Source organism: Pseudomonas sp. S3_G06 (assembly GCF_054667565.1).
The window spans coordinates 2,953,884-2,976,387 of sequence record NZ_CP162738.1 but is presented as its reverse complement, the minus strand read 5'-3'; the positions used below and the strand labels follow the sequence as shown (position 1 = coordinate 2,976,387).

Below are 22,504 nucleotides of genomic sequence, written 5' to 3'. Positions count from 1 at the left end.
GTCACCTGAGAGTCAGTTGTCACTGCCTTTGTTGTCGACGCGGTAGCCGAAGCTGAAACCGACGCCCTGGAACAGCACCACATCAGCCAGTTGGCGGGCGAGTTCGCCGGCGCTGGCCAGTTTGGTTTTTGGCACGTAGAGCATGTCATCCGGCTGCAGATAGGCGATTTGTGGCGCGTCACCGGACAGTGCTTTCTCGACGTCGTAGTTCATCGCCTGCACCTGATTGCCGTTGCGCCGCATGATCACTACCGAATCCAGCCGCGCCTTGACGTTGGTGCCACGCGCCAGAGTCAGCGCCTCAAGCACCGACACCGGCCGGCGGATCGGGTAGGAGCCCGGTTGTGCGACTTCGCCGAGCACGTAGATCTCGTTGCCGGCGGTGGACTTGAGCAGCACGTCCACGGTCATTCGCCCCGGCAGTTGCGCGTATCTCTGATTGAGGAAGGTTTCCAGCTGATTGACGGTCATGCCTTGCAGCGGCACGGCGCCGATTTCCGGAAAACTCGCGTAGCCATCAGTGCCGACGGTGATCTCGCGGCTCATGCCGGTGGCCGGATGGTTCAGCGCACTTTTAAGGTTCTGCTCGTTGCTCAGCGGGCTGAGAATCTGTACCGAGAGCTGATTGCGGTTGGGCTGGAACAGTTGCTTGCGCTGATACGCACGCTGGATTTCCTGACGGGCTTCTTCGCTGGTCAGCCCGGCGATTTTCACCGAGGTGTTGGCGCCCGGCAGTTCGATGGTGCCGTCGGGCAGCACCAGTTGCGTGCCGTTGAGCTGACTGGCGGCGGTGAAATTCAGGCCGATCTGGTCACCTGATTGCACGCGGTAAGCGTCCGAACCGCTGGTGCTGATGTGAAAGATCACATCCAGCACGTCTTTCGGGCGCAGGGTCTGTTCGACCCGCGGCATGTCGGTGGCCTGGGCGTTGGCCGGTGTGGCGGTGAGAATATTCACCGGCATGTTGCGGGTCTCGGAAGTGCTGGTGCAGCCCGCAAGCGGCAGCAACAGCAGGACAAGCATTCTGGCGTTCATGGCGTCATCCTTTGCGTTCGCTTACAGGTTTTTGTAAAGCCATTTGGGCATGTAGTACTTGCGCCGGTTGAACACGCTGCCGACCACTTTCGCCCCGGCCTGAGTCAGGCGTTGCACAGCGGCCTGGGCGACTTCCCAGCGGGTGTCTTCGGCGCGCACGACAAACACCACGCCGTCGACCTGAGTGCTGATGACCAGGGTGTCGGCGGCCGAATACACCGCGTCGCCATCGATCACCACAAAGCGGTACTGGCTGCCCAACTGGTCGAGCAACGGGCTCAGGCGCTCGGCGGTCAGGTGTTCCAGCGTGCGGATCGGCCGGCCGTTGGGCAGCACATGAAAGGGCAGGCTCGAGACCTGCACCACGCAGTCCTGCAACAGCGGCGGGTTGTCCGGGTTGAACAGCAGGTCGCGCAGGCCGCGCTCCTTGCCGAGGTTCATCTGCTGGGTGAGGTTGTTTGCCGACTGGCTGGCGTCGACCAGCAGTACCTGGCCGCTGCTCATCTGCGCCAGTTGACTGGCCAGTGCCAGCGCGCTGGTGGTGGTGCCGGCGCCGGGGTTGGCGGCGGTCAGGAACAGGATGCGCAGATCGAGATCCAGCACGGTCGAAGTCAGATTCGATTCGCTGGGGCTGGCGATGCTCAGGCTTTTATTGGTTGAACCGTCCATTAGCTTGCTCCGTGGCCGCTGAATACTTTGAAGGGGGTTTTCAACAGAATCTTCAGATCAAGCAGAAGGCTCTGCTCGGCGATGTAGCTGAGGTCCAACTCAACGCGCTGGTCGAAGTCGATGTTGCTGCGTCCGGAGATCTGCCACAGACCGGTCATGCCGGGGTAGATCGCCAGACGCGCGAGGTGATTGTCCTTGTAGCGGTAGGCGTTGAACGAGGTCGGACGAGGGCCGACCAGGCGCATGTCGCCGGTCACTACGTTGATCAGATTCGGCAGCTCATCGAGGCTGGTGCGCCGCAGAAAACTGCCGATGCCGGTGACGCGCGGGTCCTTGTCGATCTTGAAATCGATGGCGTCCGCGCCGTGCTTGTTCAGGTGGCGCAGCGACTCTTTGAGTTCTTCGGCGTTGCTGACCATGGTGCGGAACTTGAACATGCCGAACTTGCGCCCGCGATAACCGGTGCGTTTCTGCACGAATAGCACCGGCCCCGGGCTGGTGAACTTGATGGCCAGGGCCAGGCCCAGCAGCACTGGCGAGATCAGCACGAGAATCGTCAGCGCACCGAGGCAGGCGACCACCCGATTGGTCCGCGACAGCTGCCATGGGCGGCCGCCATCGCGGCCGCTCAGCCAGCCGCGACCCTGACGATGGATCGCCGCGTCGAGGCGCATGCGATGTTCCGGGTCGACGCGCTTGTCAGGGCGCATCTGTGCAATCGACACACTTCTTTCATGTCCAGTCATGGCGTCCTCCGCATTCATTCAGCCGCAAGCGGCGCACGGGCAGTGGGGTAGTAGTTGCGGAACCAGGCGATGAAACGGCCCAGTCCTTCATCCAGTTCTATCCGGGGCTGGAATCCGGTGGCCTGGGCCAGATCGCTGGCCTCGGCGCAGGTGTTGAGCACGTCGCCCGGTTGCAGCGGCAGCAGCTCGACAATGGCTTGCCGATCGAGATGTTTTTCCATCAGCGCGAGGTAGGTTTTCAGCGTGACCGGCTGCTGCCCGCCGATGTTGAACAGGCGCCACGGCGCCATGCTGCTGGCCGGGTCGGGCTGCTCGCGATCCCACTGCGGATTGGCTTGCGGTGGCTGATCGATGAGGCGAGCGATGCTTTCGATGATGTCGTCGATGTAGGTGAAGTCGCGCTGGTGCTCGCCGTAATTGAACAGCTTCAGCGGCTCGCCTTCGCTGATCGCCCGGGCGAACTGGATCGGCGACATGTCCGGCCGGCCCCAAGGTCCGTACACGGTGAAAAAACGCAGGCCGGTGCAGGGAATGCCGAACAGATGGCTGTAGCTGTGCGCCATCAGTTCATTGGCTTTCTTGGTCGCGGCGTACAGCGACAGCGGATGGTTGACGCCATCCTTGACCGAGTAAGGCGTGTGCTGATTGGCGCCGTACACCGAACTCGACGAGGCATAGATCAAGTGCTCGACCGGGTGATGCCGGCAGCTCTCGAGGATGTTCAGGAAACCGTTGAGGTTGCTGTCCAGATACGCCCGTGGATTGTCCAGCGAATAACGCACCCCGGCCTGCGCGGCGAGGTGGATCACCACTTGTGGCTGCTCGCGGGCAAACAGCGCATCGATCGCCGAAGCGTGGGCCAGATCCACCGTGGCCAGCGGAAAATCGCCGACCTGCTCGCGCACCCACTGCACGCGGTCGTGCTTGAGCTGCGGGTCGTAGTAGTGGTTGAAATTGTCCATGCCGACCACCGAATGCCCGTCGCGCAGCAAGCGCAGGACGCAATGGGCACCAATGAAACCGGCGGCACCGGTCACCAGAATCTTCATGGCCGCAGCCCTTCAGGGGCGATGTGGCGCAGACCGATGCCGCTGTAATGCAGGCCGGCGGCGGCAACCTGTTCCGGGTTGTACAGGTTGCGCCCGTCGATGATCACCTTCGACCGCAGCTTCTCGGCGAGCAGCTCGAAATCGACCACGCGGAAGTTTTTCCACTCGGTGCAGATCACCAGCGCGTCGGCGTCTTCAAGGGTGTCGTCGCGGGTCGCGCACAGGTGCAGGTCGTTGCGATAGCCGTAGATGCGCCGGCACTCGGACATGGCTTCCGGATCGTAGGCCTGCACGCTGGCGCCTTCGGCCCACAATGCATCCATCAGATAACGGCTGGGGGCTTCGCGCATGTCATCGGTGTTCGGTTTGAACGCCAGGCCCCAGACGGCGATGGATTTGCCGGCCAGGCCTTGCGGAAACTGCGCACGCAATTTGCTGAACAGGATGTGCCGTTGGCTGTCATTGACGTCGGTGACGCTGCGCAGCAGTTTCAACGGCATGCCGTTGTGTTCTGCGGTGTGCAGCAAGGCACGCAGATCCTTGGGAAAGCACGAGCCACCGAAGCCGCAGCCCGGATAGATGAAGTGGTAGCCGATGCGCGGGTCGGAGCCGATGCCTTTGCGCACCGCTTCGATGTCGGCGCCGAGCAGCTCGGTGAGATTGGCCAGTTCGTTCATGAAACTGATGCGGGTGGCGAGCATCGCGTTGGCCGCGTACTTGGTCAGCTCGGCGCTGCGGTTGTCCATGAACATCAGTTTTTCGTGGTTGCGGCAGAACGGCGCGTACAGCTCGCTCATCTGCTCGCGGGCAGCGTCGTCGCGGGTGCCGATGATGATCCGGTCCGGGCGCATGCAGTCGGCGAGGGCGCTGCCTTCCTTGAGAAATTCCGGGTTGGATACCACGCGCACCTGCAGCTCGGTTTTGCCGCGCAACAGCAATTCACTGGTGGCCGTGGCCAGGACTTGATCGGCAGTCCCGACCGGCACCGTGGATTTGATGATCAGCGTGCGATCGGCCTCCATCAGGCCGGCAATTTGCCGGGCGACGTTGAGCACATGGCTGAGGTCGGCAGAGCCGTCTTCGTCCGCCGGGGTGCCGACGGCGATGAAAATCAGCTCGGCGTGAGTCACCGCATCACTGGCCTGGGTACTGAACGACAGACGCCCGGCCTTGATGTTTTCTTCAAGTGTCGCGGACAGGCCTGGCTCACTGATTGGCGGCACCGCTTGTTGCAGTTGTTTGATCTTGTTCGGATCAATATCAATGCATAAAACCCGATGGCCGACATCGGCAAGTGCAGCGGCTTGTATAAGTCCGACATAGCCAGTGCCAAATACGCTCACGTCCATCTACGCACCTCAATAAAACCAGAAAAGTTAACTGCGGAATGAGATTGTTAAAGGGGTATAGCGCAGGGTTGGAAAAGCGTGTCAGCAAAATGACATGTTGCGCGGGTATAACACTTGAGGCGTTTTTGGCGATTGGCCATCAAGTCATTGCTGCGATTGAATTTGTTGTTTCTTTGCAGATTTGTTCAGATTTTATTTAACCGACAGACGGTCTAAGTCCCCGAAATTAAAGGCTTTAATCGCTACAGCTGTGTCAGATTTGAGTCACCGTTTTTTTGACGCTTTACCCGGCTATCAGTCATTTCTTGCGCTTTAATTGCCGGGTGCTAGTGTCAGGTTCTGACCGACAAAGCTTTGACAACCTCCCATTTCGGACGGCCGGTATCGCCATGTTTAAATACGCCAAGGAACTGCTTTTAGTTGCCTATCTATTGCTCTTTTCCGACTACTACCTGGATCGGTTAAATGCTATCGGGTGGGGTTTGAATGTACTTGTTTTTGGCGCGATGTTTTTGGCGCTTACTTTTGCGTTATATCTAACTGCCTATATACGTCAGGCTCTCGTTCGACATGCATTCGCATTAACGATGTTTGCCGCAGCGGTTTTTTTTGATGTTTACACACGGGTTACCGCGGATTACCTGAGGTACAGCGATTTCGTTTCGCTGGTGTACTCCGGCGGCTTCATTCAGGAAGCGGCCTATCAGTATCGCGATGCGATCCTGCGCGCGGTGCTCAGTGGCTTGCTGCTGTTGTTCGGCATCGGACTCAAGCCGCGTCATGCGCTGTTCATACCCAACACGTTGCGGGTCGCGGCGCCCCTCGTCGGCGTATTGATGCTCAGCGGATTGCTGTTTTTACGGGCGGGCGAGGGCGCACGTGGACTGCCGATCATGTACACGCCGCTGGCCTACCTCAACCTGTTTGCCTACGAAGCGCTGCATGACACCGTCGGCCCGCGTGAATCGGTGACGCTTGCGCGCGCCACGTCTGCCGTCGGCCACGACATCGTGCTGATCATCGACGAAAGCATTTCCGGCAATTACCTCGACATCAACACGCCGTTCGGCGTGCACAGCAACCTCAAGCAAGCGCCGGCCGGGGTCGATGTCTTCAACTTTGGCTACGCCGCGTCCATTGCCAATTGCAGCGCCGACACCAACGTCACCTTGCGCTACGGCGGCACCCGCGCCGACTACAGACGCATCAACAGCACGTTGCCGTCGATCTGGCAGTACGCGAAAAAGGCCGGGCTCGGCACGGTCTACATCGACGCCCAGCGCACCGCCGGCAACCTGCAGAACCTGATGACCGCCGCTGAGAAAAACGACATCGACAGTTTCGTGCAATTCGACCAGACCAGCGTGCGCGACCGCGACATGGCGGCGGCGGCGAAGCTGATCGAACTGCTCAACGACAATCTCCCCGAGCTGATCGTGATCAACAAGGTCGGCGCGCATTTCCCGGTGCATGACAAATACCCTGATGCGTTCATGGCCTACCGGCCGACGCTGCCCCGCGGACAGTTCACTGAAGTCGCCGACACTGGCGAACGCACCGGTTTCAACGGCCAGCCGGATGACTGGGTGCTGTATCGCAACGCCTACAAGAACACGCTGTTGTGGAACGTCGGCGAGTTTTTCGCCCGGGTGTTTGCCCAGGCCAATCTGAACAACGCGCTGCTGATCTACACCTCCGATCATGGCCAGGATCTGCACGAGCGCGGCAACCCGGGCTTGAATACTCATTGCGGCGGCGACCCGGTGGAAGAGGAGGGGCTGGTGCCGCTGGTGGTGATCCAGGGTCGTGGATTGCAGGCGCCGGACTGGGCAGCGAATCTGCCGGCAAACAAGGACCGCTCCAGCCACTACAACATCTTCCCGACGCTGTTGCAGGTGATGGGCTACGACTTGGGCGCAATCGAAGCGGTGTATGGCAAACCGCTAAGCGTGCCGACGGCGGATGAGTTCACCTTCAACTACCGCTTCAATGCGCGTTTGGGGGCCAAGCCTGAGTGGAAGCATATTGATCTGGGCAGCATCGTTACGCCTGAGCGGGCGCCGGCGAGTGTGGCTTCGGGGCAGTGAGTTTTTGATTGCTCGGGCGGGCCTCTTCGCGAGCAGGCTCGCTCCCACAGGGGATTGCATTCCAGGTGGGAGCGAGCCTGCTCGCGAACAAGTCGGGACAGGCTGCGACAGTCTCAACCCTTGTTGAACCGCGCCCGATACTCCCCAGGCGCGCACCCCAGCCAGCGCACGCAAGCCCGGTTGAATCCCTGCACATCGCTGTAACCCAACCGATCCGCCACTTCGACCAGCTCCAGCGCCCCGGACTGCAACAGGTCCTCGGCCCGATAGCGCCGATGCTCATCGAGCAGTTCGCTGAAAGTCCAGCCCAACGCCTTCAAACGCCTTGCCGCCGTGCGCTCAAGCACATGCTGTGTAGCACAGAACTGCTGCCAATCCGCTGTCGCCAGATCTTCGATCAGATAATCGCTGAGCTGTCCGAGCAAGGTCGATTCACTGAGGCGGCGGGTCTGCTCCAGCAGATCGACAAGCGTTGTTTCCAATCCCGGATTACCCGGTGTCAACGGCATCACGAACAGCTGAGGATCCAGATAAATCGCCGCCCATGACTGCTCTGCGCTCACCGGGGTGCGCAACGCCGATACATGTTCCTCGCGGCTGGCCGACACCAGCGCCACACCCAGCACCGGATCACGATTCACACCGCTGGCGAGCAACTTGCGCCGCACCAGACTGCACAGGCTGACGAGGATGTAATCGGTCAGCGCCGCCGGAGCATGAAGACTGCCGGCTTCGACCAGGCTCAGTGTTACGCCGCCATCTTCACGCAGGATTTGCACACGGAAGTGTCCGTTGAAAAACGCAAAGTACTCGGCGAAAAACTCACAGGCACGTTCCAGCGACACGGCGACATCGAACAGATAGGTCAGTCCATTGGTGGCCGTCGAAACGAAGCGTTCACCCGCAGCCAGACCGATCAGTGGATCGCCGCTCTGTTCCACGGCAAACGCCCAGAAGCGCCGCGACATCAGCAGCGGCATGCGCGTGAACGGCGTGCGCAGATCGAACAGGCTGCGGCGCAGTTGTGCTTCGATTGCGCCTTGGCTAATGCCGCGCGCGAGCAATTCTTCAATGGCCGGCAGCAAGGTCGGCGCGTAAAAAGCGTTGGCGGGTTGCGGATGGATTTTGCTCATGTTGTGCGCGCGTCTCCCGTCGCTCCGTTAGCCGCCAGCAAACGCTGATCGACGCTGAGGATCGCCTCGATCATCGCCCGCGCTGCTGGCGTCAGGGTAAAACCGGCGCGGCTGACGATGCCATAACCCAGTTGCAGCGCCGGCTCGTCATGGGGGACGTCGACAAAGTCGAGCAGCTCGATCAGGCCGCGATCAAGTTGTTCACGCAAGGCCTCAAGCGTGGCCAGACCCACCGCGTCGGAGCGCAGCACTACGCGCTGGATCGCGTCAAATTGTGCGCACTCGACGCTCGGGGTGAAGTCCGCCTCACCGAGGATATCGGCGAGCACCTTGCGGATCATCGGTGGAATGCGCGTGCCGACGATCGGGTAATCGAGCAGGGCGCGCAATCGCAGGTCTCGTTGCGCGAGGAGCGGATGGCCGGCGCGACAGAAAAACCGTCCCGGCCGCGTGCGCAGCAGGTGCACCTGATACTGCGGATCGCTGACAAAGTGCCGCGCGTCCGCGACGAAAAACTCGATCTGCTGCTCGCGCAACCACAGCGTCAATTGCTGCCAGTCGCCCTGATGAAACCGCGTGCGGATCGCCGGATGCGCATCAATGAAGTCGGCCAGCGCTTCCGGCACCAGCACCTGCGCCGGATACGGACCGCAACCGAATTGCAGTTCGCCGCCGGTGAGGCCGTTGTATTGCGTCAATTCGTTGTGCAGCGCCTGACTGCCAGCGAGCAGGCGCCGCGCATGTTGCAGCACCAGCTCGCCTTGCCCGGTCAGGCGAAATTCGCGGCTGCTGCGCTCGACCAGCTCGCAGTCAAGATCACGCTCCAGAGTCTGGATGCTGCGGCTGAACGCCGGTTGGCTGAGGTTGATCGCCTCGGCGGCGCGACCGAAGTTGCGGTAATCAGCGAGGGCGACCAAATGGCGAAGCTGGCGAAGATCCATCATGCGTCTCCTGCATTTTGCGGATACTTTTAATGCATTGGATCGATAGCACGTCCGCTGGCATAAGTACACGCCTGTTCTTCGATGGCACGCCTTCATGTCTCAGCCTCTGTTCGCCTCCAGCGCGTTTACCCGCACGATTCTCGCGCATGCTCGCCAGTCCGGGCTGTGCCCGCAACGCTTGATGGCGCGGGTGGGGATCTGCCCGTCAGTGCTCGCCGGGCAGCATCAATTGATCGCCGCACAAGCGGTTGAACAGTTGTGGCGTGAGTGTGAATGGTCAGGGGTAGCGCCGACGTTTGGCTGTGAACTGGCCGACGGGATGGCGACCGATTGCCTGCAAGGGCTGAATATCCTGCTCGACTCGGCGGCGACCTTGCGCGCCAGCCTGCAGTGCTTCATCGACTGCTTGCCGCAGGTGGTCAACTACGTCGCGGTGGAGTTGGTCGAGGCGGGCGAATTGGCTCATATACACCTGCGTTCGCCGCAGGGGCAGCTGCATCATTTCGCTCTGGATGCGGCAGTGATAACACTGGTGCGCAACATTGCCCGTCGATTGGGCGGGGCGCCTGGAGATTTGTTTGTGAGTGTCAGCCTGCGCCCGGCGCAAATGGCTGGTGGCTGGCTGCGTGGAAAGGGTATCGCGGTGGAGCAGGGCGAACATCTGTGCCTGACCTTGCCGCGCTCGAGGCTCGATCAGACCTTGCTGGGCGCCAACCCGTTTCTGCACCGGAGCATGCTGCGCCACTGGCACGCTGAAACTTGCGCGCCTGCGCGTGAGGACAATCTGACGATGGCGCGGCACTGGCTGACGGCGGGTGATCAACCGATCGAACGGATAGCTGAGCGGCTGGGGTATCGCCAGCCGAGCAACTTTATCCGCGCGTTTCGCAAACAGTTCGGGATTACGCCGAAGCAGTTCCGGTTGAATCCGGGGCAGGTTTGTTGAAAGCAGAATTGAGGTGATTGATCGTTATTGAGGGTGCCAGCAAGATTTACCCCCTCACCCCAGCCCTCTCCCCCAAGGGGGCGAGGGGGAAAGGGAGCCGATCTTCGTGGCGTTCGGAATCTGAGTTCTACTCGGTATCCCTCCTCGGCGTATCTCGTACATCCAACACAGTCAGTCCCCTCTCCCCTCCGGGAAGGGGGCTTATGACTCATGGGAGCTGATGTGCGTGTTATTCAAAATTGCATTCAACTCGGTATCCCACGTCGGCGTATCTCGTACATCCAACACGGTCAGTCCCCTCTCCCTTTGGGAGAGGGCTAGGGTGAGGGGCTTTTGACTTACGGCGTGACGATATCGAACTGCGGCCCGAACGTATCCAGGCTGCCCATCAATAATCCGAATTTCTGACCATTGCCCTGCAACTTCACCAGTCCTTTTTGCATCGCCGTCGGGAAGTCCAATTGCTTCAGGCTGATTTTCTCCAGCGTATCGCGGCTCAGGCTGACACTGGCATCCGCCGCCGGATTCAAGCCGGCGCGGTGAGTCAGTACGCCATTGCGCAAGGTCAGGGTGAAATCCCTTTGCACATCGTCGAACGTCCAGTTCAGCGTCAGGTCATGGGCCACGGCTTTGTCGCTGTCCAGGCGTACCGCGAGGTAATCGAAGAACATTTCCGGACTCATCGCCCGGACCATATCCACCGATACGGTATTGGCTGACTGCGGCGGCACGCCGTTGCGCAGTTCCATCGCACCGGTCAGGTACATGTTGCGCCAGGTGGCGTTCTCGCTTTGATAACCCAACTGCTCCAGCGTCTCGGCTTGAGCCTTGCGTGCATCCGCGTTGTCCGGATCGGCGAACAGCAACTGGTTGCCCAACTGCGCGGCCCAGCGGTAGTCAGCGCTGGCCATCGCACTGCGCATTTTCTCCAGCACCGACGCGGCACCGCCCATGGCCTCGACCGAGCGTTTAGCCGCATCCACCGGCGGCAGCGGATTGAGGTTGGCCGGGTTGCCGTCGTAGAAACCCATGTAGCGCTGATACACCGCGCGCGTATTGAAACTCAGCGAGCCGTAATAGCCACGGGTGTACCACTTCTGATCGAGCGAGCCGGGCAGCTTCTTGATCGCGTCAGCGATTTCCAATGGCGTCAGGCCCTGGTTGAGCAAGTGCAGGGTGCGGTCGTTGATGAAGGCGTACATGTCACGCTGATCGGCGAGCAGAGTACGAATGCGCTCACCACCCCAGGTCGGCCAGTTGTGCTGAGCGAAAAGCACGTCGGCCTTGTCACCGTAGCGCATGAGGCTGTCGTCGAGGTATTGCGACCAGGCTTTGGCATCACGTACTTGCGCACCGCGCGGGGTGAGGATGTTGTGCATCATCTGCGTGGCGTTTTCGGCCATGCACAAGGCTTTCAGCTCCGGTAGATAAAGGTTCATTTCCGCTGGCGCTTCGGTGCCCGGGGTCAGCTGGAATTCGACTTGCAGGCCAGCGATGGTGCGGGTTTCCAACGGCTCGGCAATCAGATCGGTAGGCGCGATCAGTGTGACCGTGCCACCGCTGGGCGCACTCTTGCCGAGGCCGGCATCGACCTGACCTTTTTCACTGCGCGGCAACAGGCTGCCGAACTGGTACTGCGCGCGGCGGCTCATGGCGTTGCCGGCCATGACGTTCTCGCTCATCACGTGTTCCATGAAGCCGACCGGCGCGTAGACCTTGACCTTGCCAGCCTTGACGTCAGCCTCGTCGATCACCCCGCGCACGCCGCCGAAATGATCGACATGGGTGTGGCTGTAGATCACCGCGACGACCGGTTTGCGCGGCCGATTGGCGTAGTACAGATCCAGCGCAGCCCTGGCGGTTTCGGCCATGGTCAGCGGATCGATAATGACCAGCCCGTCGTCACCTTCGATGATGGTCATGTTGGCCAGATCGAGGCCGCGCACCTGATACAGCTTGGGGCTGACCTCGAACAGACCGGCGTGGGCATTGAGCTGTGCCAGCCGCCACAGGCTCGGATTGACCGATTCCGGCGCCTTGTCTTTGGCGAGGAAATCATAGGCATTGACGTTCCAGATGACTTTGCCGGCAGCGTCCTTGATCTGACCCTTGAAGGGTGCGATCAGGCCTTTGCTGACGGATTCGAAATCGGTGCGGTCGCTGAAAGGCAGGGTTTGCAGGACGGCAGCGTTGCTTGCGGCGGTTTGCATGCTCGGCGCAACCGCACCGTCAGCAGCGAGCAAAGGTTGGCTCAGGCAAGCGGTGATCAGGCAGGTCAGCAGGCCGCGCGGGCTCAGGATGAAACGGGGCATGGGTGTCTCCGGTTTTTTATCGTTATGGCCGAACAGCCAGCAGCGTAGGGCGCGTCCCGGCGTTGGCGATGATCATCAGCGGACAAAAACCATTCAGGGCCGCTATCCTAGGCCCAGGTTCACTGATCGGGTTTGCCCATGCTTGAGGTTCGCGACGTTTTCAAAAGCTATGCCACGCCACAGGGATTGTTGCCGGTGCTGCAAGGCGTCGACCTGACGCTGGAGGCCGGTGGCAGCCTCGCGCTGATGGGCGAATCGGGCAGTGGCAAAAGCACGCTGCTGCATCTGGTGGCGGGGCTGGACAAGGTCGACAGCGGCAGCATTCGCAGCGGCGAACATCGCCTGGAAGCCATGAGCGAAGCGCAACTGGCGAACTGGCGGCGCACGGAAATCGGTCTGGTGTTTCAGCAGTTCAACCTGATCGGCAGCCTGCGCGTGGAAGACAACCTTGCCTTTCAGGCGCGCCTCGCCGGGCGCCATGAACCGCGCTGGCAAGCGCATCTGGTGCAGCGTCTGGGTCTGGGTGATCTGTTGTCGCGGTATCCCGAGCAACTCTCTGGCGGCCAGCAGCAACGAGTCGCATTGGGCCGCGCATTGGCCTCGCAGCCGAAATTGCTCTTGGCCGATGAACCCACCGGCAGCCTCGATGAAGCGACCAGCGATGAAGTGCTGCGGCTGTTGCTGGAATTGCTCGATGACACGCCGACGACTTTGTTGATGGTCACTCACAGTCAGCGCGTTGCGGCGCGTCTGGCTCAGCGCGTGGTGTTGTCGAACGGACGGGTCGCCTGATGATCTGGCGGCAAACCTTGCGCGCGCTGCTCAGCCACTGGCGGCGCCATCCCGTGCAGTTTTTCAGTGTGCTGACCGGGCTGTGGCTGGCCACCAGTCTGCTCACTGGCGTCGAGGCGCTGAACAGTCAGGCGCGCGACAGCTACGCGCGGGCCAGCCAGATGATCGGCGGCGAACCACAGGCCAGCCTGAGCACGCCAAATGGGGCACTGTTTCCCCAGCGCTGGTTTATCGAATTGCGCCGTCAGGGCTGGCCGGTGTCGCCGGTGTTGCAGGGCCGGCTGACGCTCAAGGGCCACGAAGACCAGCGGATTCAGGTGATGGGCATCGAGCCGGTGTCGCTGCCGTCGGATTCCGCGGTAGCCGGGCAGGCGATGCCGATCGAGCGCATCGTCGAATTTTTCAGCCCGCCGGGCAGCACCTGGATTTCCCCGGACACGATGCAAATGCTCGGCTTGCGCGAAGGCGATACACCGCAAACCGTGAACGGCCAAACCCTGCCGCCGCTGCTCGCGCAGAAGGACATGGCGCCGGGCCTGTTACTGGTCGACATCGGCGCAGCGCAAAGACTGCTCGACCAACCCGAGCAATTGTCGCGACTGCTGCTGCCCAAGGACTTTCATCAAGAATTACCAGCGAGTTTCACCGATCGCTTGCAGCTCAAGAGCAGCGGCGAAGAAAACAATCTCGCGCGGCTGACCGAGAGCTTTCACCTCAATCTCGATGCCCTTGGATTTTTATCGTTTCTGGTCGGTCTGTTCATCGTCCACGCTGCCATCGGCCTCGCTCTGGAACAGCGTCGAGGCTTGCTGCGCACGTTGCGTGCCTGTGGCGTCAGTGCGCGAATGCTGATCGCGTGTCTGGTGGTTGAACTGGGTGTGCTGGCGCTGATCGGTGGATTGTTCGGTGTGATCAGCGGCTATTGGCTGGCCAGCGTGCTGCTGCCGGACGTCGCCGCCAGCCTGCGCGGTCTGTATGGCGCGGAAGTGGCGGGGCAGTTGCGTTTGAGCCCCTGGTGGTGGTTCAGCGGCATCGGTCTGAGTCTGCTCGGCGCGTTGCTGGCCGGGGCCAACAGTCTGCTGCGGGCGGCGCGCCTGCCGTTGCTGGCGGTGGCCGATCCGCAGGCGTGGCATCAACAGTATTCACGCTGGTTGCGCCGACAGGGTTGGCTGGCGACGGCACTGCTGACAATTGCGCTGGCGGCGCTGATCTGGGGCGACAGCCTGAGCAGCGGCTTCGTGCTGATGGCCGGGCTGTTGCTCGGTGCCGCGCTGGCCTTGCCGGTGTTGCTCAGCGCGTTGTTGAACCCGTTGCTCGGGCGCAGTCGGTCGGTGCTCGGCCAATGGTTTCTCGCCGACTGCCGCCAGCAACTGCCAGCCCTGAGTCTGGCGCTGATGGCGCTGCTGCTGGCGCTCGCCGCCAATATCGGCGCCGGCAGCATGACCGCCGGTTTTCGCCAGACCTTCAACGACTGGCTCGAACAACGCCTGAGCGCCGAGTTGTACATCAACCCGGCCAATCCGGCGCAGGCCCGCGAGATGCACAGTTGGCTCAAGCAGCAGCCCAACGTGACCGCTGTGCTGCCCAACTGGCAGGTTTCGGTGACACTGCAAGGCTGGCCGGCCGATGTCTACGGCATCATCGACCACTCCTACTATCGCCAGCACTGGCCATTGCTCGACAGCAGTGGCAGCGATCCGTGGGGCAAACTGGCCACGGATGATGCGGTGATGCTCAGCGAACAACTGGCACGACGCCTGAAATTGAAGGCGGGTGATCATCTGCGCATTCCGACGCCGAACGGTACGTGGTCGCCGCGCATCGTCGGCATCTACGCCGACTACGGCAATCCGAAGGGGCACGTGCTGATCAGCAGTGAGCACCTGCTGCGCGGCTGGCCGCAACTGACGCCGAACCGCTTCAATCTGCGCATCGATCCGCCACAGATTCCGGCGCTGCTCAACGCCTTGCAGGCGCGCTTTGAGCTGGACGACAGCCGCATCGTCGATCAGGCGCGGCTCAAGGGCTGGTCGGTGCAAGTGTTCGAACGCACCTTTGCCGCGACGGCGGCGTTGAACAGCCTGACGTTGGCCGTGGCTGGCGTGGCGCTGTTCATCAGCCTGCTGACCCAGAGCCAGAGTCGCCTCAGTCAACTCGCACCGCTGTGGGCGCTGGGCGTGACGCGCAAACAATTGATGCTGCTTAACCTCGGCCAGACCTGGCTGCTCGCCGTATTGACGTTGCTGTTGGCGCTGCCGCTGGGCATTGCTTTGGCGTGGTGCCTGGATGCGGTGATCAATGTGCAGGCATTCGGTTGGCGCTTGCCGTTGCGGGTGTTCCCGTTGCAGTTGTTGCAGCTGATGGGCCTGGCTTTGCTGGCGACTCTGTTGGCTTCGGCATGGCCGCTGTATTCGCTGTACCGCACACAACCGGCGGACTTGCTGAGGACGTTTGCCCATGAGGACTAAATGGGTCGTGCTGATGATTGCGCTGCTGCTCGGTGGCTGCGATCAGCCTGCACCCGAGGAAAAGGGCTTTGCCGGCATGGGCGATCAGGCACAATCGTTCACCCCGGTTGTGCCCGGTCGGGTGTTCAGCTTCCCGGCCGATCACGGCGCGCATGATGGTTTTCGCATCGAGTGGTGGTACGTCACCGCCAACCTCAAGGATCAACAGGGCAATGATTTCGGCGTGCAATGGACGCTGTTCCGTAGCGCCGTGAAACCAGTCGCTGAGCAGGCCGGTTGGGGCAACCAAACGATCTGGCTGGGCCATGCGGCAGTCACTTCGCCCTCGGTGCATCACGCCGCCGAGCGCTACGCCCGGGGCGGAGTAGGCCAGGCCGGCGTGCGCCTGGCGCCGTTCGAAGCGTGGATCGATGACTGGATGTTTGCCAGTCAGGCGCAGGATCCGTTGCGCGATATGCAACTCAGTGCTCGTGACAAGAATTTCGCTTATCAACTGCGCCTCACCTCCAGCCGCCCGCTGGTGCTGCAAGGCGACAACGGTTTCAGCCAGAAATCCGAAGAAGGTCAGGCCTCGTATTACTACAGCCAGCCATTTTTCCAGGCCAGCGGCACGCTGCAGATCGATGGCCAGACCTACAGCGTCAGCGGCCCGGCGTGGCTCGATCGCGAGTGGAGCAGTCAGCCACTCACGGCCAATCAGACGGGCTGGGACTGGTTCTCGCTGCATCTGGACAGCGGCGAACACGTGATGCTTTATCGCATGCGGCAGAAGGACGGCGCGCCTTATCTGACCGGCACCTGGATCGCCGCTGACGGGCAGACTCAGACGTTGCGCAGCGAGCAGATCAGCCTCGTGCCGCAGGATACGATCAAGGTGGCTGATCGACCGATGCCGGTGAAATGGTCGATCCGCGTTCCCGACAAGAAGCTCGATATCAGCGTCGATGCGATCAACCGCAATGCCTGGATGGATTTGCGTATTCCGTACTGGGAAGGGCCGGTGAAAATCAATGGCAGCCATCCTGGCCAGGGTTATCTGGAAATGACCGGGTATTAACTGCGGCACCGCTTTCTTCCCTGTGGGAGCGAGCCTGCTCGCGAAGGCTTTTTGTCAGGCTGTGAGGATGTTTGACCGAGTACATATCCGTTGCTGCGGTAACGGCTGCTTAGGGTTCCGTCCTTACGGCGGGTCACCTTTTTCAAACGCCAAAAAGGTAACCCAAAAGGCTTGCTCCTGCGTTCGGCCCTCGCAAGCTCGGGTTCCTTCGCTGCGGGATCGATCCTGGCGCAGCGGCTCCGGTTTGCTTCGCTGCACCTCCTTCCGCTGTGTCTGGCTGCGCCAGACGGTCGCTGCGCTCCCACGCCCGGCTCAATCCCTCCACTCAGCCTTCCGACGTCGCTAGTGGATCAAGATCAAAAGCAGGCGAGCTGACACTCGACCCAAGGGCGAATGCTCATCGTGTAGGAGCTGCCGAAGGCTGCGATCTTCTGATCTTGATCTTGATCTTGTAGGAGTGAGCCTGCTCGCGATGGCTATCTCAAAAAAAACGATGAATAGCAGGTTTACCCGATCCCTGTGGGAGCTGGCTTGCCAGCGATGGCGTCAGCAAGGCCACCACTAATCAAACCGCTCGGAACTCTCCCTTCGCCAATACGCTCTACCCAGAAACCCGCCATTTTCGGACTCACCCATGAGCGACGACGTGCAACTCCCAGACCTCAACACCTGGCAACGCCTGTTCGACGATCAGACCCTTTGGCAGCAATCGCCCGACGCTCACTATTTCGATCTGCAGCGCATCGCCGACGACCTGCTCGGCCAAGGGGCGATTGACCTTGAGCAATGGCAGTTGCTACGCGCCAAGGCCGACGATTTGCACAAGCAAACGCCTGAGGTCAACGTCGCCCGCGAACTTGACGATCCCGAAGCCTGAGGACTACCGCCGTGAATACAACCGTCAATCAGAACGACAACCCCGACGAACCGCGCCCGGCCGGCGAAACCGAGCGCGACAACGACGCCCTGCGCCCGACCGATCCCAAGCAGCGGCAGGACAGCGGCAAAGGCACCGCAAGCGGCGAATCCACCGCCCAGGAAACCGCCAAGCCACATACCCGCGGCCCACAAACCCAAGTCAAGCCCTGAACAGCGTCTATGCTCACTGGCACGCCCGCTGCTGTAGTTGCTTCGGCGGCGGGCGTCGCCATTTCATCACAGGGAAAGTAATGCATATGAAGCTCGACGCTCTGGCCAAGGCCATCACTCTCGCAACGCTGCTTTCTGCCGCCAGTTTCGGCGCTCTGGCTGCCGATATTCCGTTATCCGCCGCCGTTGAGGCCGATTTAGTAACCGCCAAAGTGCTTGCCGTCGACCCGGCCAATCATCAAGTGGTACTGGAAGGGGCTGAGGGGCGTCAGGTCCATGTCCAGCTCAGCGACAAAGCGAAAAACCTCGCCAATCTCAAGGTGGGCGATTTGGTAAAGATTGAGGTACAGCGGTCTGTCGCCGCTTATCTCGACACCGATGTGGATAAAGGTCTGCCAGGCACCACCGAACGCACCGGCGAACTGCGCAAGGCGCCGGGTAGCGACAACCCGGGCGGTGAGGCCTATCGGCAGGTTCAGGTGCAACTGAAAATCACCAAAATTGATTTGAAGACCAATCAGGTAACCCTCGAAAACCCGTCCGGACAATCGAAGACGCTCGATGTGAAGAAGCCGGAGATTCAAGCCAAATTGAAAGATCTGAAAGTAGGGCAGAGCGTTATTGTCACTTACACCGATATCCTGAAAGTGACTAGTCAGCACGATAGTTGAGTAATCGCTCTACAAGTTGATTGTTCTTGTACAACTTTAGGTATGAGAACAATCATATAAATGTTTTTTGTCGGACAATTCTCGGGGAAAATCGATAAACACAGTTTTTAACTTTTCAGTTCAAAAATTTCATCTTTCTACCTGACGACATATGCATTGGATTGAATTAAAATCCTCCGCGTTCGCCCAGTGTCAGGGCTCTTTACCGGTGCAAGGATTGCCAGGCCGTAACACTGGGCGAACTCCACCACCGTGACAGATGTATGCAAAATCAAAATACAAAAAAGGGCGACTTTGAAGTCGCCCTTTTTTATTGTTTTCGATCATGTCGCAGCTGGCATCCCGGCTTTGGCCTGCTGCCCTTGCAAGCGCTTCAGAGTCTGCTGATACATCTTCGTACGGCGGTGATCCTTGCCGTACGTGCCTGCCGCCGCTACGGTGCCGGCCTGGATGTGATCCAGATAGCGGAAGATTTTCCGCGGCGAGAGAAACCTGACGCCATAGCCCAACCCGACCATTCGATCCTGCAGGGTGTAACCAGGTACCTCCTCATCCATGCAGAAGTGCAAACCCAGCGACTTCATCACCCGCGCATTCCACAGCGTGCAGAAACTTTTCAGATGGGTTTCTTTATACGGGCGTGGCGGTTTTGAACGCAGGCCAAGATGAACTTTGAGCCGACGAACATGATGTTTGCAGAACCGCGAAGTTAAACGCCAGCTATCACGCAGTAACCCACGATCAAGTTGCTCAACACAACCCACCGCCGCCATGTCCGCATTTTTCGTGCATTCGCGCATCATCATCGCAAACACTTCCATGTCGTAGACAAAGGTGTCGGTGTGCAGCAGAAACAAGTAATCGGTCTCAACTTTCGCCAAGGCCAGATCCAGTGCCTTGCCATGAGCAATATGCCCCATTTCCTTGCCCGGCGACGGCCGCTCGATCAGATTGATCCAGTCCAGCGAACGCAGGTAATCAAGGCTGGCATCCGCCGAATCGTTATCCACCACCCACACTGCAATGCCCTGCGCCTGAACATGCTCGCGCAACAGCTCCAGACACATGCGGGTGATGTCCGGGGTTTTGTAATTGACCAGCACGAGGCTGAAGTTGGCTTGCGGCTGGGTGGGTAAATCGAAGGCTTTCATGTCGGAGGGACTCATCACGGCTCAAGACGACAGGTTGATGAGACGGAATGCTAGCGGGGGAAGCTTAGGTGAAGCTTAATTTGCGGATCTGATTGGTTTGTGAAAGCAAGCGGGATTATTCAGATCCGACATTGTTTTCCGATACATGCTGCGATCAATTGTTTTTGTCGTGCGCCCAGAACTCCAGTCATCCGCAAAACCTGAGGGAGCGAGCCTGCTCGCGAAGGCGCCTGTTCAGGCAAAACACTAGCGACTGACACACCGCTATCGCGAGCAGGCTCACTCCTACAGTAGAGCGGCGCAAAGCTCAGGTCAGCTTGATACCCAAAGTTTCGGCACATTCTTCGAGCGACCGCCGTTGCGTCTCGGCATACAACCCCAACTCATCAATAGTTGAACGCCCCAGCGCCTGTTCGAAAGCCTGTCGATTGGAGTGTTCGGCGTAATGCGCCTGTGCGGCATCCCCCAGGTTCGACTGAAAAATCCCCGCTGCGCTCACCGGCAGGAAATCTTCGTACACCAGCGGCTCCGCTTTCACGTAGCCATCGCGCAGCAAATCCTCCAGGGACGACTCACCAAGTCCTCCAGCGACCAAACCCTTTTCCGTGACGAAATAACTAAAGTACGCCAGCCCCTGTTCGCGCATGCCCTCGACGCTGTCAGGAAATTCGGCAAAGTGCTGAGTCATCAGCGCGTCGTAGCGTGCGGCATTGGCTTCATTGGGGAAGTCGCCCAGTTCATCGCGAGCGGCATTCAACAAGCGGTCATACAGCGCGCGACCCTTGGGTGTCAGAGCTGCGCCGCGTTGTTCGATTTCGCCGAAACGCGCGCTGTGGCTGCCACGGGTTTCGGGTTGATCGGTGAATGCGATCGGCTCGTCCAGCGCCTTGAAACTGGTCTGGCGCAGCAGGATCGGGCAGTTGCGGCGCGGTGGGCCTTCGATTACCGCTTTTGGTGTGATGCCATGGGCAGGCATCTGTTGCTGCACGGTGTCGATGTCCAGCGTACGTGGCGTCAGGTGGTTGATGTGCGGGCCTTTGAATGCGACGACGTCGGCGACCAAGCGGTGCTGAGCGCTGAGTTTCTGGTATTGCGCAGCGCTGACGGTAGCGCTGTGGTGCCAGCGAAAAGTCTCCAAGGCCTGTCGGACGAATTCTGCGGCTTCGGCGTCATTCAGTCCGCCTGCCGTTTCCGCCTGTTCAATCAGCCGCAACGCGGAGTCGGTAAAGATCGAACGACGGGCCAAGACTGACTCGGCAAACGAACGAAGTTCAGCATCTTCAATCAGCTCCAGGCGCAGCAGCGAGGTAAACACGCGAAACGGGCTGACCTGCAGCGCCTCTTCATGCACCGCGCGAAACGCCGTTGAATGCACCGGCACACCGGCCGGGGTCAGGTCGTAATAACCCACCGGTTGCATGCCCATCACCGCGAACAAGCGGGCGAGGGTGGCCAGTTCGCTCGCGGTGCCGACGCGGATGGCGCCGTGGCGTTCCATGTCCAGGCGTTCGATTTCGCCGGTGCGCTTGAGTTGACCGGCAATGTCAGGCTGACGTGCCAGCACTTCGCGGTTGGTTTTCTCCACCAGTTCTATCAGCGCGCCGTACAGCGGCACCTCTTCGCGGTACATGTCGGACATCGCTCGGGAGAAGCGTTGGCGGATCAGGTCGGGGCTGACGAACGGCTGCACGGTCATGAAAAAAATTCCTGCCACGGTGACGAAATGGATGCCGGAAAAGATCGCAGCCTTCGCCCACGTGGGCAAACGAAGAATCCTACGAACTTCATTCTGCCAACGACTGATCCACCAGTTCGATCCAATGCTTGACTGGCGTACGGCCCGCGCTGGCCAGATGACTCTGACAGCCAACATTCGAGGTGACGATCAATTCAGGCCGGCCGCTTTCCAGCGCGTTGAGGCGTTGGTCACGCAGTTGCCGCGCCAGCACCGGTTGCGTCAGCGAGTAGGTGCCCGCCGAGCCGCAGCACAAATGGCCATCCGGCACTGGCGTTAGGTTGAAGCCGAGTCGGGTCAGCACGGCTTCCACCGCGCCGCCAAGTTTCAACGCGTGCTGCAACGTGCACGGGCAATGCACGGCGATGCGTCGTTCGCTGGCGGCGCAGACCTGTTCCAGCGGTTCCTCAGCGAGGATTTGCACCAGGTCCCGAGTCATTTCGCTGATCTGCCGAGCCTTCTCGGCATAGACCGGATCATCCGCAAGCAAATGCCCGTAATCCTTGATGAACGCGCCGCAACCGCTGGCCGTCTGCACGATGGCTTCGGCGCCGTTCTGCAGATGCGGCCACCAGGCGTCGATGTTCTGCCGAGCGCGGTCGAGACCTTTGCCCTGCGCGTCGAGGTGATAGTCGAGAGCGCCGCAGCAACCGGCCTCGCTCACCGGGGTGACGCTGATGCCCAGGCGATCAAGCACCCGTGCCGTCGCGTCATTGGTGTTCGGCGACAGGCCCGGTTGTACGCAGCCTTCGAGTAATAAAACCCGGCGCGCATGCCGAGGAGCAGGGCGCGACCCCATGGCACCCAAGCGCTGCGGCAGTTTGCTTTCCAGCAGGCGCGGCAGCAGCGGCCGAAAGGTCGCGCCCATGCGCAGCAAGCCTTTGAACACAGCCGGATTCGGCGCCAACGCGCGCAAGCCTTCGCGCAGCAAGCGCTGAGCGGCCGGGCGCGGCACCGCGCTGTCGACTACCGCGCGGCCGATGTCGAGCAGGTTGTGATAATCGACGCCGGACGGGCAGGTGGTTTCGCAGTTGCGGCACGACAGGCAACGATCCAGATGCAGTTGCGTCTGCTCGGTGGCCGGTGCGCCTTCCAGCACTTGCTTGATCAGGTAAATGCGCCCGCGCGGCCCATCGAGTTCATCGCCGAGCAATTGATAGGTCGGGCACGTCGCGTTGCAAAAGCCGCAATGCACGCAGGTGCGCAGGATCTTTTCCGCTTCGGCGGCGCGGGGCAGTTGCCGCGATTGCTCGCTGAGGGTGGTTTGCATG

At 60.5% G+C, this 22,504-nt stretch carries 19 protein-coding genes; 8 read left to right on the top strand and 11 right to left on the bottom strand.

Going from position 1 to position 22,504, the window contains the following annotated elements; all coding sequences use genetic code 11:
* Nucleotides 1–12: 12 nt before the first annotated feature.
* From AB4N47_RS13320 to AB4N47_RS13300, 5 genes are read right to left on the bottom strand one after another with little or no spacing between them, the layout of a single operon-like run.
* On the bottom strand, nt 13–1,035 hold the full coding sequence (locus AB4N47_RS13320; RefSeq protein ID WP_016774099.1) for a polysaccharide biosynthesis/export family protein: 1,023 nt from the start codon (nt 1,033–1,035) through the stop codon (nt 13–15).
* 21 nt (nt 1,036–1,056) lie between these two features.
* On the bottom strand, nt 1,057–1,704 hold the full coding sequence (locus AB4N47_RS13315; RefSeq protein WP_253500771.1) for a CpsD/CapB family tyrosine-protein kinase: 648 nt from the start codon (nt 1,702–1,704) through the stop codon (nt 1,057–1,059).
* The gene (locus tag AB4N47_RS13310; protein WP_110646483.1) at nt 1,704–2,450 is read right to left on the bottom strand and encodes a sugar transferase; all 747 of its coding nucleotides are present in this window, start codon (nt 2,448–2,450) and stop codon (nt 1,704–1,706) included. The genes AB4N47_RS13315 and AB4N47_RS13310 overlap by 1 nt, the downstream gene beginning before the upstream one ends.
* 14 nt (nt 2,451–2,464) lie before the next feature.
* The gene (locus AB4N47_RS13305; protein WP_341637891.1) at nt 2,465–3,499 is read right to left on the bottom strand and encodes an NAD-dependent epimerase; all 1,035 of its coding nucleotides are present in this window, start codon (nt 3,497–3,499) and stop codon (nt 2,465–2,467) included.
* Nucleotides 3,496–4,848 carry a UDP-glucose dehydrogenase family protein gene (locus AB4N47_RS13300; protein WP_137216092.1) on the bottom strand — a complete coding sequence of 451 codons (1,353 nt, stop codon included), beginning with the start codon at nt 4,846–4,848 and terminating at the stop codon, nt 3,496–3,498. Before AB4N47_RS13300 ends, AB4N47_RS13305 begins: the two co-directional genes overlap by 4 nt.
* Before the next feature lie 389 nt (nt 4,849–5,237).
* Between AB4N47_RS13300 and AB4N47_RS13295 the strand changes: the two genes are divergently transcribed.
* A complete protein-coding gene (locus tag AB4N47_RS13295; RefSeq protein ID WP_460154245.1) occupies nt 5,238–6,935 on the top strand; it encodes a sulfatase-like hydrolase/transferase in 1,698 nt (565 codons plus the stop codon).
* A gap of 113 nt (nt 6,936–7,048) precedes the next feature.
* On the opposite strand, the gene AB4N47_RS13290 is transcribed toward AB4N47_RS13295, so the two are convergent.
* Together AB4N47_RS13290 and AB4N47_RS13285 are read right to left on the bottom strand one after the other, a co-directional pair.
* Nucleotides 7,049–8,068, bottom strand: coding sequence for a helix-turn-helix domain-containing protein (locus tag AB4N47_RS13290; RefSeq protein WP_341637889.1), 1,020 nt, complete (start codon nt 8,066–8,068; stop codon nt 7,049–7,051).
* Nucleotides 8,065–9,009, bottom strand: coding sequence for a LysR family transcriptional regulator (locus tag AB4N47_RS13285; protein ID WP_341637888.1), 945 nt, complete (start codon nt 9,007–9,009; stop codon nt 8,065–8,067). The genes AB4N47_RS13290 and AB4N47_RS13285 overlap by 4 nt, the downstream gene beginning before the upstream one ends.
* 97 nt (nt 9,010–9,106) lie before the next feature.
* Here AB4N47_RS13285 and AB4N47_RS13280 point away from each other — a divergent pair, with 97 nt between their 5' ends.
* Nucleotides 9,107–9,958, top strand: a complete 852-nt coding sequence (locus AB4N47_RS13280; protein ID WP_341637887.1) for a helix-turn-helix domain-containing protein — start codon at nt 9,107–9,109, stop codon at nt 9,956–9,958.
* A 338-nt stretch (nt 9,959–10,296) separates the two neighbouring features.
* Here the strand turns inward: AB4N47_RS13280 and AB4N47_RS13275 are convergent, their stop codons facing one another.
* The gene (locus tag AB4N47_RS13275; protein ID WP_341637886.1) at nt 10,297–12,270 is read right to left on the bottom strand and encodes an alkyl/aryl-sulfatase; all 1,974 of its coding nucleotides are present in this window, start codon (nt 12,268–12,270) and stop codon (nt 10,297–10,299) included.
* Between the two features lie 138 nt (nt 12,271–12,408).
* Here AB4N47_RS13275 and AB4N47_RS13270 point away from each other — a divergent pair, with 138 nt between their 5' ends.
* The 6 genes from AB4N47_RS13270 to AB4N47_RS13245 all read left to right on the top strand — a co-directional run bounded on the left by AB4N47_RS13270 (nt 12,409) and on the right by AB4N47_RS13245 (nt 18,347).
* Nucleotides 12,409–13,062 carry an ABC transporter ATP-binding protein gene (locus AB4N47_RS13270; protein ID WP_016774109.1) on the top strand — a complete coding sequence of 218 codons (654 nt, stop codon included), beginning with the start codon at nt 12,409–12,411 and terminating at the stop codon, nt 13,060–13,062.
* Nucleotides 13,062–15,530 (top strand): ABC transporter permease, encoded by a 2,469-nt coding sequence (locus AB4N47_RS13265; RefSeq protein WP_445941202.1) that lies wholly within the window; start codon nt 13,062–13,064, stop codon nt 15,528–15,530. The genes AB4N47_RS13270 and AB4N47_RS13265 overlap by 1 nt, the downstream gene beginning before the upstream one ends.
* Nucleotides 15,520–16,587, top strand: coding sequence for a lipocalin-like domain-containing protein (locus AB4N47_RS13260; protein WP_341637885.1), 1,068 nt, complete (start codon nt 15,520–15,522; stop codon nt 16,585–16,587). Before AB4N47_RS13265 ends, AB4N47_RS13260 begins: the two co-directional genes overlap by 11 nt.
* 634 nt (nt 16,588–17,221) lie before the next feature.
* Nucleotides 17,222–17,464, top strand: coding sequence for a hypothetical protein (locus AB4N47_RS13255; RefSeq protein WP_130909480.1), 243 nt, complete (start codon nt 17,222–17,224; stop codon nt 17,462–17,464).
* 11 nt (nt 17,465–17,475) lie between these two features.
* A complete protein-coding gene (locus tag AB4N47_RS13250; RefSeq protein WP_042609509.1) occupies nt 17,476–17,676 on the top strand; it encodes a hypothetical protein in 201 nt (66 codons plus the stop codon).
* A gap of 86 nt (nt 17,677–17,762) precedes the next feature.
* Complete coding sequence (locus AB4N47_RS13245) at nt 17,763–18,347, top strand: hypothetical protein (protein ID WP_460154244.1); 585 nt, start codon at nt 17,763–17,765, stop codon at nt 18,345–18,347.
* A gap of 323 nt (nt 18,348–18,670) precedes the next feature.
* Here the strand turns inward: AB4N47_RS13245 and AB4N47_RS13240 are convergent, their stop codons facing one another.
* The 3 genes from AB4N47_RS13240 to glcF all read right to left on the bottom strand — a co-directional run bounded on the left by AB4N47_RS13240 (nt 18,671) and on the right by glcF (nt 22,503).
* Nucleotides 18,671–19,498 (bottom strand): glycosyltransferase family 2 protein, encoded by an 828-nt coding sequence (locus AB4N47_RS13240; RefSeq protein ID WP_341638022.1) that lies wholly within the window; start codon nt 19,496–19,498, stop codon nt 18,671–18,673.
* Between the two features lie 307 nt (nt 19,499–19,805).
* Nucleotides 19,806–21,194: a 2-oxoadipate dioxygenase/decarboxylase HglS gene (gene hglS / locus AB4N47_RS13235; RefSeq protein WP_341637883.1), complete on the bottom strand. Its 1,389-nt coding sequence runs from the start codon at nt 21,192–21,194 to the stop codon at nt 19,806–19,808.
* 88 nt (nt 21,195–21,282) lie between these two features.
* Nucleotides 21,283–22,503: a glycolate oxidase subunit GlcF gene (gene glcF / locus AB4N47_RS13230; RefSeq protein WP_341637882.1), complete on the bottom strand. Its 1,221-nt coding sequence runs from the start codon at nt 22,501–22,503 to the stop codon at nt 21,283–21,285.
* Between the last annotated feature and the right edge of the window lies 1 nt (nt 22,504).